The organism is Bacillus cereus (assembly GCF_025917685.1).
Lineage (GTDB): Bacteria > Bacillota > Bacilli > Bacillales > Bacillaceae_G > Bacillus_A > Bacillus_A cereus_AT.
On record NZ_CP089518.1, the window covers coordinates 1,784,163 to 1,797,987 of the forward strand.

Below are 13,825 nucleotides of genomic sequence, written 5' to 3' on the forward strand. Positions count from 1 at the left end.
CCTACAAAAAGTAGGCTCTTTCTTATGTCTATTTATTTCATTTCAACTTGCTGCCCTACAGCAAGTGTTTTCGGCTTTATATTTACAAAACAAATACTTACCACAATAAATAAAAGTCCGATAAATAAGCTAATCGTAATTGCCTCATGTAAGAAAATTGAACTTACAATAATAGCGATAAGAGGGATAAGGAATGTATAAGCTCCAACTTTGCTTGCTTCACCGGCTCCAACAAGTGTGAAGTAAGCGAGCCACCCCATTGCAATAACAAAGAATGAGATGAATAGTAGTACACTTACAAATGGTATACTCCAAGCGATGTTAGACCAGCTTTCAAATTCTGAACCAAATCCGATTAAGCAAAGTCCGCCAATAATAAGCTGAAGTGTTACCATCCAAATGGCATTAACGCGGTGTCCAGTTTTCTTAATAAATACTGTGCCGAGTGCCCAGCCGATAGCACAGCCTAAAGCAAGTAGAACACCGATAATAGAAATATGTCCAGTTAAACTACTAGAGCTAATAACCCCTACACCAATAAATCCAAGAATAAGTCCGAAAATTTTCAAGCCATACATTGCCTCTTCAAGCCAAATCCATGAGAAAATGCCGAGTAAGACAGGTTGGAGAAATACGATTGCGGAGAATAGTCCGGCGGGCATGTATTGAAGTCCGACAGTTTGTAGTCCGTAAAATATAATGATGTTAAGTAAAGAAGAAATAACGTATAAATGCCAAGTTTCTTTTAAATGTAACTCTTTGTATTTCGGTAAAGCGAAAAGGAGTAAAATGAATCCTCCAATTAAAGTTCGAACGCCTGCAAATAAAACGGGTGGTGTATAATGTAGGGCAAACTTAGATAAAGGCCAATTGATTCCCCACATGAAAACGAGAAACGTAAGGATTATGGCTGTCTTAGTTCGAGAAAGCTGTGTCACTGTAAAACCTCCTTGGTGTTATTCATCTCACTATGATATGATATCGACTGTGATAAATAAAATGAATCTTTTTTATAAGGAGTATAAGTGATTAGTTATGACCATTACACAACTGCAAGTATTAATAAAAACTGTTGAGTTAGGTAGTTTTACGAAGGCTGCTCGGGTGTTAAATATGACGCAACCAGCTGTAAGTCATGCGATTTCAAGTATTGAGTCAGAATTAGGAGTTACTATTCTTATACGTGATAAACGAAAAGGATTACTCGTTACGGATGTAGGAAACAGAATTCTTGTACATATTAGAGAGATTTTGAACGGTGTAGAGAAGATTGAACAAGAAGTTGCGATGGAGAAAGGGCACGAAGTTGGGACGATTCGAATTGGTAGTTTTCCGAGTGCTTCTGCGCATTTCTTACCCAAAATGATAAATCTTTTTAAGGAGAAGTATCCGAACTTAGAAGTCGTTCTTTGTGAAGGGACGATTAAAGAAGTTGAAGATTGGTTAGTATCGAGGGTTGTTGATATAGGAATTGTTATTTTGCCTAATAAAGATATGGAGATTGTCCCATTAACGAAGGGGAAAATGGTTGTTATCTTAAGAGAGGATCATCCTCTTTGTAAGAAGGACTCTATTACAATTAGTGATTTAGAGAATGAACCGATCATATTATGTAAGGGCGGATACGAACCACCCATTATTGATATGTTTAAACAAGCCAACGTACCACTTCGGGCTGAGTATGTAATTTCGACCGTTACTACAGCTTTAAATATGATTCAAGAAGGATTAGGTATTGCAATATTAGCTGAATTATCTTTAACGAATTTACCAAAAAATGTGCAAACGAGAGAGTTGGAACCGCAAGTATGGAGAGAAATTGCTTTAGCTGTTCCATCATTAAAGGATTCTTCAATCGCTGTGCAGCTATTTATTGAAGAATTTCAAGCGCTATTTACAGAATAAAAAGAAGTGTCTCATATATCATAATGGGACACTTTTTAATTTGCTTATAAAAAATCTATCAAAAGGATTGACTTATCTTTTAGTTGTAACTATAATGATTACATCGAGGTGGTGATTACGATGAAAATTAGTAGCCGCTTTTCTATAGCTGTTCATATTTTATCTATTTTAAAAAACAATCCATCTTCACTTTGCACTTCAGACTATATGGCCAAAAGTGTAAATACAAATCCGGTAGTCATTCGTAAAATAATGTCGTACTTGAAACAAGCTGGATTTGTTTACGTAAATCGCGGACCAGGTGGCGCGGGGTTATTAAAGGATTTACATGAAATCACGTTGTTAGATGTGTATCATGCAGTAAATGTAGTGGAAGAGGATAAACTATTTCATATTCATGAGCAACCAAATCCAGATTGTCCAATTGGCGCGAATATTCAAGTGGTGTTAGAAGTTATATTAATTCAAGCGCAATCCGCGATGGAAGAAGTTTTGAAAAATATTACGATGGGGCAGTTGTTTGAATCTTTACAAGAGAAAATGAATGCTTAAAATATTATCTATATTTTTTTATTATTAATGTAACTGTTTTGATTACAACTATAAAGGTAAGGTGTAAAAATTATGACTGTAAAAATGAAAGTATACTCAGACTTTATATGTCCGTTTTGTTTTTTAGCAAAAGGTCCATTAGATGAAGTAGCGAAAGAGAAAGACGTAGAAATTGAATGGATGCCATTTGAATTACGTCCAAGTCCATATTCAAAAATAGATCCATGGAATGAACCAGAAAAGTTAGGTTCATGGGATGCTTTCATTCTTCCTACAGCGAAGAAATTAGGAATCGATATGCGCTTGCCACGTGTTTCACCGCATCCATATACACATCTAGCTTTTGAAGGATGTGAATTTGCGAAAGAACGTGGGCTAGGGAATGAGTATCATCACCGCGTATTCACCGCATTTTTCCAAGAAGAACAAAACATTGAAGATATTGATGTGTTAACAAAACTAGCGGTAGAAGTAGGGCTTCCAGAAGCTGAATTTAAAGATGCATTAGTAAATCGAAAATATAAAGAAAAACATCAAGAAGCAATTCAGCGTGCATATGATGAAGCGAATATTATGGCTGTTCCAACTGTCATGATTGGCGATGAAGTCATTCAAGGGCTTGCTAGTAAAGAAACGCTAGAGAGAGTAATTGATAAAGAAATTGAAAAGAATAAAACAAATTCTTTTGAAGGAATGCAATGTAATACAGATGGATATTGCTAATTCGCTTGTTATGAAATAACAAAATAAATTATAAAACAAATATTTGGAGGAATTAAAATGTCAGCAACTACAACAAACTTAAAAGAAGCAATCGTGAACCGTCGTTCAATTCGTAAAGTAACAAAAAATGATGCAATTACAAAAGAAAGAATTGAAGAGGTTTTAAAAACAGCTTTACACGCACCAACATCTTTCAATATGCAAAGTGGCCGTATGGTTGTATTAATGGATGGAGAGCATGAAAAGTTTTGGGATATCGTAAAAGAAACGCTTAGATCACGCGTACCAGCAGAAAACTTTGAAGCGACTGTAGAAAGACTAAAAGGTTTCCATACAGGTGTAGGTACAGTTTTATTCTTTGAAGATCAAGCAACTGTAGAAAAAATGCAAGAAAATGCACCGTTATATAAAGATCAATTCCCATTCTGGTCTCATCAAGGTAATGCCATGTTACAACATACTGTGTGGATGCTATTGTCTGCTGAAGGAATTGGCGCATCACTGCAACATTACAACCCAATCGTAGATGCTGAGGTAAAAGAAACTTGGAACATTCCAGCAGAGTGGAGTTTAGTAGGACAAATGCCATTTGGTGAGCCAAATGAAGAACCAGGGGAAAGAACATTCTTACCTACTGAAGATGTAGTGAAATTTTATTAAGAAATTTGATATATAAAGAGTTAGATAAACAAAAGGAGAGTACATATTAGCCATATATGTACGCTCCTTTTGTATGTAATGTTTAAACTCTTATTGTAAGAACAATTTCCTTCATATGCATCGATGTTTTTCCTTACAATTAAAAATCTATTATGTTTATTATTTTGAAATGACAGTAAACATCCCTGTCATGTTTGGTGAGTAATCTTTAAAATCAAATTTCTCATAGAACGATTCTTTACCTTGTGATGCAAACAAACCGACAAACGCCTTATCAGGGGCGTTCTCATTTAAGTATGCAACTAAACGATGCATGATTTCTTTCCCAATACCATGTTTCTGATAATCTGGATGAACCACTATATCTTGAATATAGAAATAGATAGATCCATCGCCAACAATTCTCCCCATGCCGATAATTTGATCATTATCTTTGACTGTGATGCAGTGAATAGAATGCTGCAGTGAAGTATCCGCTACTTCAAAATTCATATAATTAGTCCATCCAACAGAATCACACAAATATTTATATTCTTCTAATGTTGGAATGTTAAGTTTAAACTCATATGTTTTCAAAATGTATCCTCCAAGTTCTTAAATTCAACAAGTATATAAATTCGACATTTTTTGATATTTTCCTTCTCTTACACAACTGAATTCCCTTTTAGTAATTGAATTACGCACAGTTTCCTTATTTGTATTTGTGTTAATTTATAAGAGTTTAGGGAAGAAATATAAGAAATAATCCGGTGAGAAAGGAAGTAGAAAAATGAATGATGAGAAAAAATATACAGTGGTAGGTACTGATGTCGAGGAAGTAAAGCGTTTAAACAAAAATTCAGGGTTAACGTATAACCAAGTGAAGGAATTGTTAGCGAAGCAAATGCAAAAAAGAAATGATTAGATTGAAATAATTAAGCTTTTCATTTAGTATTTTTTTAGAGAGGGTTAAGTAATAGATAACTCTCTTTTTTCAATATGAAAAATCTACTAAGGAGCAACAGTTTAAAAATAGACGATCTCCTAAAATATAGAGTTGATAAAGTAGTTTTTAGAAAAGTATTAGATAAAAAAATCCGACAATAAAAAAGAAAAAAAGGATTCTTCCCAATTAATAAGAAAGATTGTCTATAGAAGCTCATAAAATGTAATAGTATTACAATGAATAAGTGTGTGTTGCAATATATCCAATTTCCATCCATTGAAGGGGGAGGTTAAATCTTAATGAATGACGTGAAAAATTTTTTTCGAAGTAGAGGGTTTCAACGATTTCTCGTTTTAATAATATTAGCGCTTGTATTATATGGATTAAAAAGTATGATCAATTTAATTTTGATTACGTTTATACTGACATTTTTAATGGATCGGTTTCAACGTTTTATTTCAAAGAAGTTGAAAGTGAATAGGAAGGTAGTTATTGCTTGTTTATATATAATATTAGTGACCTTTATTGTCACAACATTGTATAAGTATTTACCGGTACTAACGATACAAATTTCACAATTAATTTATCAATTTAAATTGTTTTTTCAACATCCACCTGATAATGAGATGATTAGATACGTACTTTCAGCAATTAATGAAATGGAAGTATCAAAATATATTGAACAAGGTGTGGATGTCATTTATCAATCAATAGCAAACATAGGAAAGGTAAGTTTGCAAATACTATTGTCTCTTATTCTAAGCTTATTTTTCTTATTAGAAAAAGAGCGGATTATTTCATTCACGTCTAAATTTAAAGATAGTAAATTAAAGATTTTTTATGAGGAGATTGCATATTTCGGCGAAAGATTTGCAAGATCGTTTGGCAAGGTGATTGAAGCACAGTTTTTAATTGCGGTTGTCAATTGTGTGCTCACTGTAATCGCACTTGTCATTTTAGGATTTCCACAGCTCCTTGTATTAGCTGTCATGGTCTTTCTACTCGGTTTGATTCCAGTTGCTGGTGTTATTATTTCCCTGTTTCCACTGTGTATAATTGCCTATAACGTCGGTGGAGTTATGTATGTTGTATACATACTAGTATTCATTACAATAATCCATGCTCTTGAAAGTTATTTTTTAAATCCAAAATTTATGTCTGCAAAAACGAATTTACCTGTTTTTTATACATTTATGATTCTTATCTTTTCAGAGCATTTCCTCGGAATATGGGGGCTTATTATCGGGATACCGATCTTTATCTTTTTATTAGATGTACTTGACGTAAATAATGATAAATCGATTAAAAGTAATAAGTGATAGAAATAACCGATGTTGTCTTTTGGGGAAAACATCGGTTATTTCTTATTTTTTCTTTGGAGGAGGTAGTTTTATAAATTTATTTGCAATTAAAGCTATAATAACAGCAGCAAAAATAAACACCGCGATTATGCCAACCCCCATACCTGCCCATCCTCCTATAAGGAAGATACTTATCGGTATTGCTAACAAGCTTAAAATAATAAGAATCAATCCGAGATTCTTATCATATTTTTTGGTTGGAAATAATGTTCGGATGATTAAAAAGAGAAAAAGTATTAATGCCGCTACAGCTAGTAAGAGGATTACAATTGTCAAAGAATCATTCATGAAATCACTCCTTTCTATTATAGATAATATTACCGTTTAAATTGAGGGGGAACTGTAAAAATATAAAAAAGCAATCCAATATAAATTGGATTGCTTTTTTGATTAAAATATATGATTAAAGAACAGGAGCCATTGTTTCTTTCAATACTTGAACAGAGTGATCGAATTTTAATTCTTCTTCTTCACTTAATTCAACTTCTAAAATTTCACGAACGCCTCCGCGGTTTAAGACAGCAGGTACGCCAATATAAACATCTTGTTGGCCGTATTGACCTTCAAGGTATGCTGATACAGTTAATACGCTGTTTTCATTGTTTAAGATTGCTTTCGTAACACGTAGCAGTGACATACCGATGCCGTAGTATGTAGCACCTTTTCGTTCAATAATGTGGTAAGCTGCATCACGCACGTTTATGAAAATATCATCTAAATCTTTTTGATTATATGTGTTGTCTTTTTCAAGAAGCGTTTCTAGTTTTTGAATGCCAATTGATACGTGACTCCAAACAGGAAGTTCTGTATCACCGTGCTCTCCGATAATATAAGCGTGAATGTTATGAGGTCCAATATCGAAGTACTCACCTAACATATAGCGGAAACGAGCTGAGTCAAGAGTTGTACCAGAACCAATTACGCGTTCTTTTGGCAATCCAGACTCTTTCCAAGTTACGTAAGTTAAAATATCTACAGGGTTAGTTGCGATTAAGAAGATGCCATCAAATCCGCTATCCATAATGCTACGAACAATTTGCTTGAAAATTTTAGCGTTTTTCTCAACTAAGTCTAAGCGTGTTTCACCTGGTTTTTGTGGTAACCCAGCAGTAATTACAACAAGATCTGCGTCTTTACAATCTTCATAACTACCTTTCCAAACCTTTGTTGGAGCTGGTGCGAAAGGTACGGCATGGCTTAAGTCCATTGCTTCTCCTTCTGCTTTTGCTTCATTTACATCCACTAAAACAAATTCTTCAGCTACAGCTTGGTTAATCATGCAGTAAGCATAACTACACCCAACTGCTCCTGTTCCTACTAATACAACGCGGTTAATACCTTTTTTCATTTCAAAATTCCTCGCAATTTCATTAATTTTATTATGTAAGATAATACGTCTTACTTCTAAAGTTTCATATCTATTTTATTACATTTTATAAAAGATATTCAAGTAATTGAAAATGTATCCGCTCAATTACTTGAATGAAACATAGGAATCCTGTTAAACGAATATAATTCAGTAAAATCCTTCATAAAAGGGGAATTGGCATGGGGAATCCATTATCGATGGAAGAAATGCTTCAAATTATTCATGAAGGGCTTGCCAAAACAAATAACCCCAAACGGATTACAATTGCCGGTGCAGGGATGTCTGGATTAGTTGCAGCATCTTTATTAAAAGAGGCTGGGCACGAGATAACGATTATAGAAGCAAATAACAGAATAGGTGGCAGGGTGTATACGATTCGTGAACCATTTAGTGCAGGGCTATATTTTAACGCAGGCCCTATGCGTATTCCGGATACTCATGATTTAACTTTAGCTTACATTCGTAAATTTAAACTACCGTTAAACTTTTTTATTAATAAAACTTCTGCAGATATAATTTATACGAATAACAAAAGAACGAGATTGGATGTGTTTGAAAAGGACCCAAGTGTACTTGGATATCCAGTTTTAAATAAAGAAAGGGGGAAAACGGCAGAAGGATTAATGTTAGAGGTATTGGAACCGATACTTAATTATATTAAGAAAGATCCTAATAAAAACTGGATTATTGTTGAAAAAAAGTATAAAGCATATTCGCTCGGTTCATTTTTAACCGAGTATTATTCAGATGGGGCAATAGATATGATCGGAGTACTTCTTGATATGGAAGCATACATGGGAATGTCTTTAATTGAAGTATTACGCGAAATGATCTTTTTCACTTCAACGGCGAAATATTATGAGATAACGGGCGGGATGGATGCATTACCAAATTCATTTTTACCAGAGCTAAAGGATAATATTTTTATGTCTTATAAAGTAGAAAAAATTATACAGGAAGATAATAAAGTAATGATGCAAGTAACACATGAAAAAACGTTAAATTCATTCATAGTAACTGGTGACATCGCTATTGTCACAATTCCATTTTCAGCTTTGCGATTTGTAGAAGTCCAGCCGTATCATTTATTCTCTTATTATAAAAGACGGGCAATTCGTGAATTGAATTATATTGCTGCAACTAAAATTGCGATAGAGTTTAAAAGTAGATTTTGGGAAAGAGTGGGGCAGTGTGGTGGTAAATCTATTACAGATTTACCGATACGTTTTACATATTATCCGAGTTATGGCATTCAGTCACCAGGGGCAGCTATTGTTATAGCAAGTTATACGTGGGCGGATGAGGCATTAACATGGGATAGTCTCCCGCATAGAGAGCGTATTCGTTACGCATTGAAAAATTTAGCGCAAATTTATGGGAATGTGGTCTATAGTGAGTTTATAAAAGGGGAATCTTTTAGCTGGAGTAAGAATACGTATTCTTGCGGAGCATTTACAGCTTTTGAACCAGGGCAAGAGCTAGAATTATTTCCTTATATTGCGTCGCCGGCTGGAAACGTACACTTTGCAGGAGAACATACAACGTTGACACATGGGTGGATGCAGGGAGCGATTGAGTCTGGAATTAGAGTTGCTCATGAAGTAAATGAAAAGTGAAGCTAGTAGATATATTTACAAATTGTTATTCTTTTAATAAAATGATAAATATAAATCGTAATTATTACGCTTTGAATACGTTTGAAATAAAGAAATGGATGGTTGATCAAATGAATAAAGTGGAAATTCATATATTAGGTGGTTTTTTAGGTAGTGGAAAATCAACATTATTACAAAATTTATTATTAGCGGAGAAAAAGAAGAATAGAAAAGTTGCTGTTTTAATGAATGAAATTGGTGAATACTCAGTAGATACAGATATTATTGGTAAAGAGAATGTATTAAGAGAATTACTAAAAGGATGTATTTGTTGTACGTTAAAGGAAGAACTTGAAATACAATTGCATTCATTATATCAGCAAGAAAGACCAGATGTAATTTACATAGAAACAACAGGCGTTGCACATCCAATTGAAGTGTTAGATGCATGTGTATCACCAATTTTAGCACCTTTCTTAGAAGTGAAATCAATTGTAGTCGTTTTAGATGCAGTAAGATGGCTAAATCGAAGTATATTAAGTGCAAATGTGCAACAGTTACTGCATGAGCAAATGAAATTTGGTAGTCACCTTCTTATTAATAAATCAGATTTACTAACAGAAGAAGATAAGAACAAAGTATTTGAAGAAGTGAAAGCAATAAATAGTCATGCGAAATTGTTTGAAACAAAATATTGTAATATATCTTTAAATGATATAGAAGAAGCTGAATTTGTGAGTGATGGGGAACACGAGACACTTCATGTTAAACAGCATTTACATATACAAACGATGACGTATCAATTCACGAAATCGATTGATCAAGACAAATTATATGAATGGCTTTCGAATTTACCAGATAGTATTTATCGAGTGAAAGGTTTTGTGAAATTCCATGGAGATAAATACCCTCATCTATTCCAATATTCGTTTGGGGTACCGACTTTATTGGAGCAAGATTTTGGTTTCCCGACAAACTTGGTAGTAATAGGGGAAGGGCTAGATAAGAAACAATTGATTGAAGGGTTAGAGAAGGTCGAGCTTAATTCTAACTGAAAGTAAAAGACTAACCTATTTTAGGTTAGTTTTTTTTAGTGTACGGAAAAGTGCTTGTCGGATTTTGCCTAATTAAAATAGTTGTAAAATTCAGAAATAAATTTATAATCAAATCTAAGAGGTGATTCAGGTGTCAGAAAAAATAATAGTGGATGTAAAAAACTTAACAACAAAAGGACTTGAAACGAGAGAAAAGTTATTGTGTGCTGCAGAAAAAGTATTTGGTAGTAAAGGATATTATGAGGCTTCTATTGTGAATATTACGCAAGAAGCAAATGTGGCACATGGAACATTTTATAATTATTTTCCAACTAAAAAAGATATATTTGATGAATTAATTCTTAAGTTTAACCGTGAGTTACGCTTAATTATTAAAGAAGAAATGAAGGGGATATCAAGTTATGAAGAGGCACAAAGAAGAGGTTTTCAGGCCTTTTTTCGATGGGTGAAAGATCGTCCTAATCTATATAACATTGTACAACAGGCGGTAGTTGTTGATGATAATTTATATAGATGGTATTATGCAAAGCTAGCAAATGGATTTTTAAAAAGTTTATCGGCTGGCATGGAAGCGGGAGAATTTAAACGACTTGATAAAGAAACAATTGCGTATTGTCTTATGTCAATTGGTCAATTTTTAGGAATGCGATGGGGCTATTGGGAAGAGAAAGATGTTCCGGAAGATGTATTTGAAGCAGCGATGTCATTAATATTTGAAGGATTGAGAAAGAGATAAGGGAGTGGGGAAAATATGCAAGGCATTGCTTATTGGATTGAAAAACGGGCCTATTTGCATCCAGATCGCATTGCCATTATTACAGAAGAGGAGGAAATGACATATAAACAGTTAAATGAGTATGTAAGTAAAGTAGCAGCATATTTAATTTACGACTTAAATGTGCAAAAAGGAGAGAGGATAGCTATTTTATCACAAAATAGCTTGGAATATATTGTACTTTTATTTGCTATAGCAAAGGTAGAATGTATTGCTGTTCCACTGAATATACGGTTAACAGAAAATGAACTTATATTTCAGTTGAAAGATAGTGGAGCTACAGTTTTATTTGTAGAGGAAACATTTCAAAATATGGCACTGTCAATGCAGAATGTAACATATATACAAAGAGTTATTTCGATTAAAAGTTTAAAAGAAATAGAAGATAGAAAAATTGACAACTTTGAAGAGATAAATGAAAGCGCATCCTTTATTATATGTTATACCTCGGGGACAACAGGACAACCGAAAGGAGCTGTACTTACACAAGAGAATATGTTTTGGAATGCGCTTAATAATACATTTGCGATTGACCTAACTGTTCATGACCGCTCCATTGTGTTATTGCCTTTATTTCATATTGGTGGGATTGGTTTATTCGCATTTCCAACTTTATTTGCAGGTGGAATAATCATTGTTCCGAGAAAATTTGAGCCAACCATAGCTCTTTCTATGATAGAAAAATATAAAGTGACTGTTGTAATGGGAGTACCTACAATTCACCAAGCATTAATTAATTGCGCAAAGTTTGAAACTACAAATTTACAATCAGTTCGCTGGTTTTATAACGGTGGTGCACCATGTCCAGAAGAGTTGATGAGAGAATTTATAGATAGAGGATTTTTATTTGGTCAAGGCTTTGGTATGACTGAAACATCACCAACCGTATTTATGCTTTCAGAAGAAGATGCAAGACGTAAAGTAGGCTCAATTGGAAAACCTGTTCTGTTTTGTGATTATGTACTTATTGATGAAAACAAAAATAAAGTTGAGATTGGTGAAGTTGGAGAGTTACTAATAAGAGGGCCAAATGTAATGAAAGGGTATTGGAATCGGCCAGATGCAACAGAAGAAACGATTCAAGATGGTTGGTTATATACGGGAGATTTAGCTAGAGTTGATGAAGATGGTTTTGTATACATTGTCGGTAGAAAAAAAGAAATGATAATTTCCGGTGGTGAAAATATTTATCCACTTGAAGTAGAGCAAGTTATTAATAAACTGTCAGAAGTATGTGAGGTAGCAGTAATTGGTACACAACATGTAAAGTGGGGAGAGATTCCAATCGCCTTTATTGTGAAAAAGAGTTGCAGTGTATTAACTGAAAAGGAAGTCATTGATCATTGTCGTTTATTTCTAGCCAAATATAAAGTTCCAAAAGAAATTGTGTTTCTAGAGGAATTTCCTAAAAATGCAACTGGTAAAATTCAAAAAGCACAGTTAGCAAATCAACTGAAAAGTAGGTGAAAAGATGACGATGTATAGTTCCGGTCAACAGGCATCATGTAGTAAAACAATAACGGAAACAGATTTTGTACTATTTGCAGGTTTAAGTGGGGATTTTAATCCAATTCATATTGATCATGAGTATGCGAAACAAACTAGATTTAATCAAAGAATTGCACATGGTTTATTAACTTCTAGTTTATTATCACAATTGTTAGGCGTTCATTTACCAGGAAAGGGTTCCGTTTATATGGAACAAACTATTAAATTTACAGCGCCAGTTTTTATAGGAGATACGATTACAGCCACGGCAACAGTACAAAAATTTATGATAGAAAAGAGAGTTTTGAAATTGTTAACTGAGTGTCATAACCAAAAAGGAGATTTAGTGTTAACAGGTGTAGCGACGATGATGGTGCCAAAAGAAGGAGGAATTGTCTAATGAGAATTGGGATTGAAGCAACTGGTGTTTTCTTCCCGAAAGACGTAGAGACAGCCGCAGATTTATCTAAAAAAACAGGTATTCCTGAGAATATTATTATAGAAAAGTTTGGGTTATATGAAAAACATGTCGCAGACGAAACGATGCATGCATCAGATTTAGCTATTGCTGCTGCAAAGCCAATATTATTACAAGTAGATCCTCAATCTATTGATGTAGTCATTTATTTTGGCAGTCCACATAAAGATTACCACGTATGGTCTAGTGCCCCAAAAATTCAGCATGAACTTGGATTGAAAAATGCTTATGCCTTTGAAGTTATGAATGTTAGTTCTTGCTTTCCCATTGCTCTTAAAGTCGCAAAAGATATGCTCTACTCCGATAACTCAATTGAAAATATATTATTAGTAGGTGGATGTAAAGAATCTCAAATTGTAGATTATGATAATCCACGCTCACGTTTTATGTTTAATTTTGCTGATGGCGGAAGTGCAGCTTTAGTAAAAAAGGGAGCTAGCAAAGGTGAAATATTAGGCAGTGCGATTATAACGGATGGTTCATTTCATGACGATGTTCGTATTCCAGCTGGTGGATCGAAGCTGGTTGCGAGCTATGATACAGTTGAGAATCGACAACATTATATTGATGTAATAGAACCTATTAGTATGAAAGAACGTTTAGACCGGGTTTCAACCCCTAATTTTGATAAGGTTATTCGGGAGGCGTTAAGAAAAAGTGGATTTACTCCTAAAGATATTAAAGTATTGTTACCACTGCATACAAAACGTTCCATGTTAATAGAATTGATACAGGGGCTAGGGCTAGCAGAAGAACAAGTTGTATATTTAGATCATTATGGACATATGTCAGCGCTTGATCCGTGTATTGGCTTACACTTTGCGAATGAACAAGGAAAATTACAGCCTGGAGATATTGCAGTGGCTGTTAGTGCAGGTACTGGGTATACTTGGGCAGCTACTGTGATTAGATGGTAGTAAGCATGAATTTTATCAAAAA

General features: G+C 34.0%; 16 protein-coding genes. 12 read left to right on the forward strand and 4 right to left on the reverse strand.

The window, feature by feature from the left end; translation table 11 throughout:
- Positions 1–32: 32 nt before the first annotated feature.
- Complete coding sequence (locus LUS72_RS09280; protein WP_071745702.1) at positions 33–938, reverse strand: DMT family transporter; 906 nt, start codon at positions 936–938, stop codon at positions 33–35.
- 97 nt (positions 939–1,035) lie between these two features.
- Here LUS72_RS09280 and LUS72_RS09285 point away from each other — a divergent pair, with 97 nt between their 5' ends.
- From LUS72_RS09285 to LUS72_RS09300, 4 genes are all read left to right on the forward strand, one after another.
- The gene (locus LUS72_RS09285; protein ID WP_071769982.1) at positions 1,036–1,905 is read left to right on the forward strand and encodes a LysR family transcriptional regulator; all 870 of its coding nucleotides are present in this window, start codon (positions 1,036–1,038) and stop codon (positions 1,903–1,905) included.
- 120 nt (positions 1,906–2,025) lie between these two features.
- On the forward strand, positions 2,026–2,457 hold the full coding sequence (locus LUS72_RS09290; protein ID WP_097832498.1) for an Rrf2 family transcriptional regulator: 432 nt from the start codon (positions 2,026–2,028) through the stop codon (positions 2,455–2,457).
- A 72-nt stretch (positions 2,458–2,529) separates the two neighbouring features.
- A complete protein-coding gene (locus LUS72_RS09295; protein WP_071733864.1) occupies positions 2,530–3,180 on the forward strand; it encodes a DsbA family oxidoreductase in 651 nt (216 codons plus the stop codon).
- A gap of 57 nt (positions 3,181–3,237) precedes the next feature.
- Positions 3,238–3,840 (forward strand): nitroreductase family protein, encoded by a 603-nt coding sequence (locus tag LUS72_RS09300; protein ID WP_097832497.1) that lies wholly within the window; start codon positions 3,238–3,240, stop codon positions 3,838–3,840.
- Positions 3,841–3,999: 159 nt separating this feature from the next.
- Here the strand turns inward: LUS72_RS09300 and LUS72_RS09305 are convergent, their stop codons facing one another.
- Positions 4,000–4,416 (reverse strand): GNAT family N-acetyltransferase, encoded by a 417-nt coding sequence (locus LUS72_RS09305; RefSeq protein WP_097832496.1) that lies wholly within the window; start codon positions 4,414–4,416, stop codon positions 4,000–4,002.
- Positions 4,417–4,609: 193 nt separating this feature from the next.
- Here LUS72_RS09305 and LUS72_RS09310 point away from each other — a divergent pair, with 193 nt between their 5' ends.
- A complete protein-coding gene (locus LUS72_RS09310) occupies positions 4,610–4,744 on the forward strand; it encodes a hypothetical protein (protein ID WP_000997342.1) in 135 nt (44 codons plus the stop codon).
- 320 nt (positions 4,745–5,064) lie between these two features.
- Positions 5,065–6,084 carry an AI-2E family transporter gene (locus tag LUS72_RS09315; protein WP_097832494.1) on the forward strand — a complete coding sequence of 340 codons (1,020 nt, stop codon included), beginning with the start codon at positions 5,065–5,067 and terminating at the stop codon, positions 6,082–6,084.
- Between the two features lie 45 nt (positions 6,085–6,129).
- Here LUS72_RS09315 and LUS72_RS09320 read toward each other — a convergent pair whose 3' ends face one another.
- Together LUS72_RS09320 and LUS72_RS09325 are read right to left on the reverse strand one after the other, a co-directional pair.
- Entirely contained in the window at positions 6,130–6,414 is a 285-nt protein-coding gene (locus LUS72_RS09320; protein ID WP_097832493.1) for a YesK family protein, read from the reverse strand.
- Between the two features lie 115 nt (positions 6,415–6,529).
- The gene (locus LUS72_RS09325; RefSeq protein WP_000715316.1) at positions 6,530–7,474 is read right to left on the reverse strand and encodes an L-lactate dehydrogenase; all 945 of its coding nucleotides are present in this window, start codon (positions 7,472–7,474) and stop codon (positions 6,530–6,532) included.
- A gap of 200 nt (positions 7,475–7,674) precedes the next feature.
- Here LUS72_RS09325 and LUS72_RS09330 point away from each other — a divergent pair, with 200 nt between their 5' ends.
- The 6 genes from LUS72_RS09330 to LUS72_RS09355 all read left to right on the forward strand — a co-directional run bounded on the left by LUS72_RS09330 (position 7,675) and on the right by LUS72_RS09355 (position 13,803).
- Positions 7,675–9,111: a flavin monoamine oxidase family protein gene (locus LUS72_RS09330; RefSeq protein WP_264448836.1), complete on the forward strand. Its 1,437-nt coding sequence runs from the start codon at positions 7,675–7,677 to the stop codon at positions 9,109–9,111.
- Positions 9,112–9,221: 110 nt separating this feature from the next.
- Positions 9,222–10,145: a CobW family GTP-binding protein gene (locus LUS72_RS09335; protein ID WP_097832509.1), complete on the forward strand. Its 924-nt coding sequence runs from the start codon at positions 9,222–9,224 to the stop codon at positions 10,143–10,145.
- Between the two features lie 130 nt (positions 10,146–10,275).
- The gene (locus tag LUS72_RS09340; protein WP_141533448.1) at positions 10,276–10,881 is read left to right on the forward strand and encodes a TetR/AcrR family transcriptional regulator; all 606 of its coding nucleotides are present in this window, start codon (positions 10,276–10,278) and stop codon (positions 10,879–10,881) included.
- A 15-nt stretch (positions 10,882–10,896) separates the two neighbouring features.
- Positions 10,897–12,387, forward strand: coding sequence for an o-succinylbenzoate--CoA ligase (locus tag LUS72_RS09345; RefSeq protein WP_264448837.1), 1,491 nt, complete (start codon positions 10,897–10,899; stop codon positions 12,385–12,387).
- Between the two features lie 4 nt (positions 12,388–12,391).
- Positions 12,392–12,808 carry a MaoC family dehydratase gene (locus LUS72_RS09350; protein ID WP_097832490.1) on the forward strand — a complete coding sequence of 139 codons (417 nt, stop codon included), beginning with the start codon at positions 12,392–12,394 and terminating at the stop codon, positions 12,806–12,808.
- Entirely contained in the window at positions 12,808–13,803 is a 996-nt protein-coding gene (locus LUS72_RS09355; RefSeq protein WP_097832489.1) for a 3-oxoacyl-ACP synthase, read from the forward strand. The genes LUS72_RS09350 and LUS72_RS09355 overlap by 1 nt, the downstream gene beginning before the upstream one ends.
- Positions 13,804–13,825: the final 22 nt, after the last annotated feature.

Coding starts and splice junctions, on each gene's coding strand:
- LUS72_RS09285 (WP_071769982.1), top strand. CDS start 1,036: ATGACCATTACACAACTGCAAGTATTAATAAAAACTGTTGAGTTAGGT.
- LUS72_RS09290 (WP_097832498.1), top strand. CDS start 2,026: ATGAAAATTAGTAGCCGCTTTTCTATAGCTGTTCATATTTTATCTATT.
- LUS72_RS09295 (WP_071733864.1), top strand. CDS start 2,530: ATGACTGTAAAAATGAAAGTATACTCAGACTTTATATGTCCGTTTTGT.
- LUS72_RS09300 (WP_097832497.1), top strand. CDS start 3,238: ATGTCAGCAACTACAACAAACTTAAAAGAAGCAATCGTGAACCGTCGT.
- LUS72_RS09310 (WP_000997342.1), top strand. CDS start 4,610: ATGAATGATGAGAAAAAATATACAGTGGTAGGTACTGATGTCGAGGAA.
- LUS72_RS09315 (WP_097832494.1), top strand. CDS start 5,065: ATGAATGACGTGAAAAATTTTTTTCGAAGTAGAGGGTTTCAACGATTT.
- LUS72_RS09320 (WP_097832493.1), bottom strand. CDS start 6,414: ATGAATGATTCTTTGACAATTGTAATCCTCTTACTAGCTGTAGCGGCA.
- LUS72_RS09325 (WP_000715316.1), bottom strand. CDS start 7,474: ATGAAAAAAGGTATTAACCGCGTTGTATTAGTAGGAACAGGAGCAGTT.
- LUS72_RS09330 (WP_264448836.1), top strand. CDS start 7,675: ATGGGGAATCCATTATCGATGGAAGAAATGCTTCAAATTATTCATGAA.
- LUS72_RS09335 (WP_097832509.1), top strand. CDS start 9,222: ATGAATAAAGTGGAAATTCATATATTAGGTGGTTTTTTAGGTAGTGGA.
- LUS72_RS09345 (WP_264448837.1), top strand. CDS start 10,897: ATGCAAGGCATTGCTTATTGGATTGAAAAACGGGCCTATTTGCATCCA.
- LUS72_RS09350 (WP_097832490.1), top strand. CDS start 12,392: ATGACGATGTATAGTTCCGGTCAACAGGCATCATGTAGTAAAACAATA.
- LUS72_RS09355 (WP_097832489.1), top strand. CDS start 12,808: ATGAGAATTGGGATTGAAGCAACTGGTGTTTTCTTCCCGAAAGACGTA.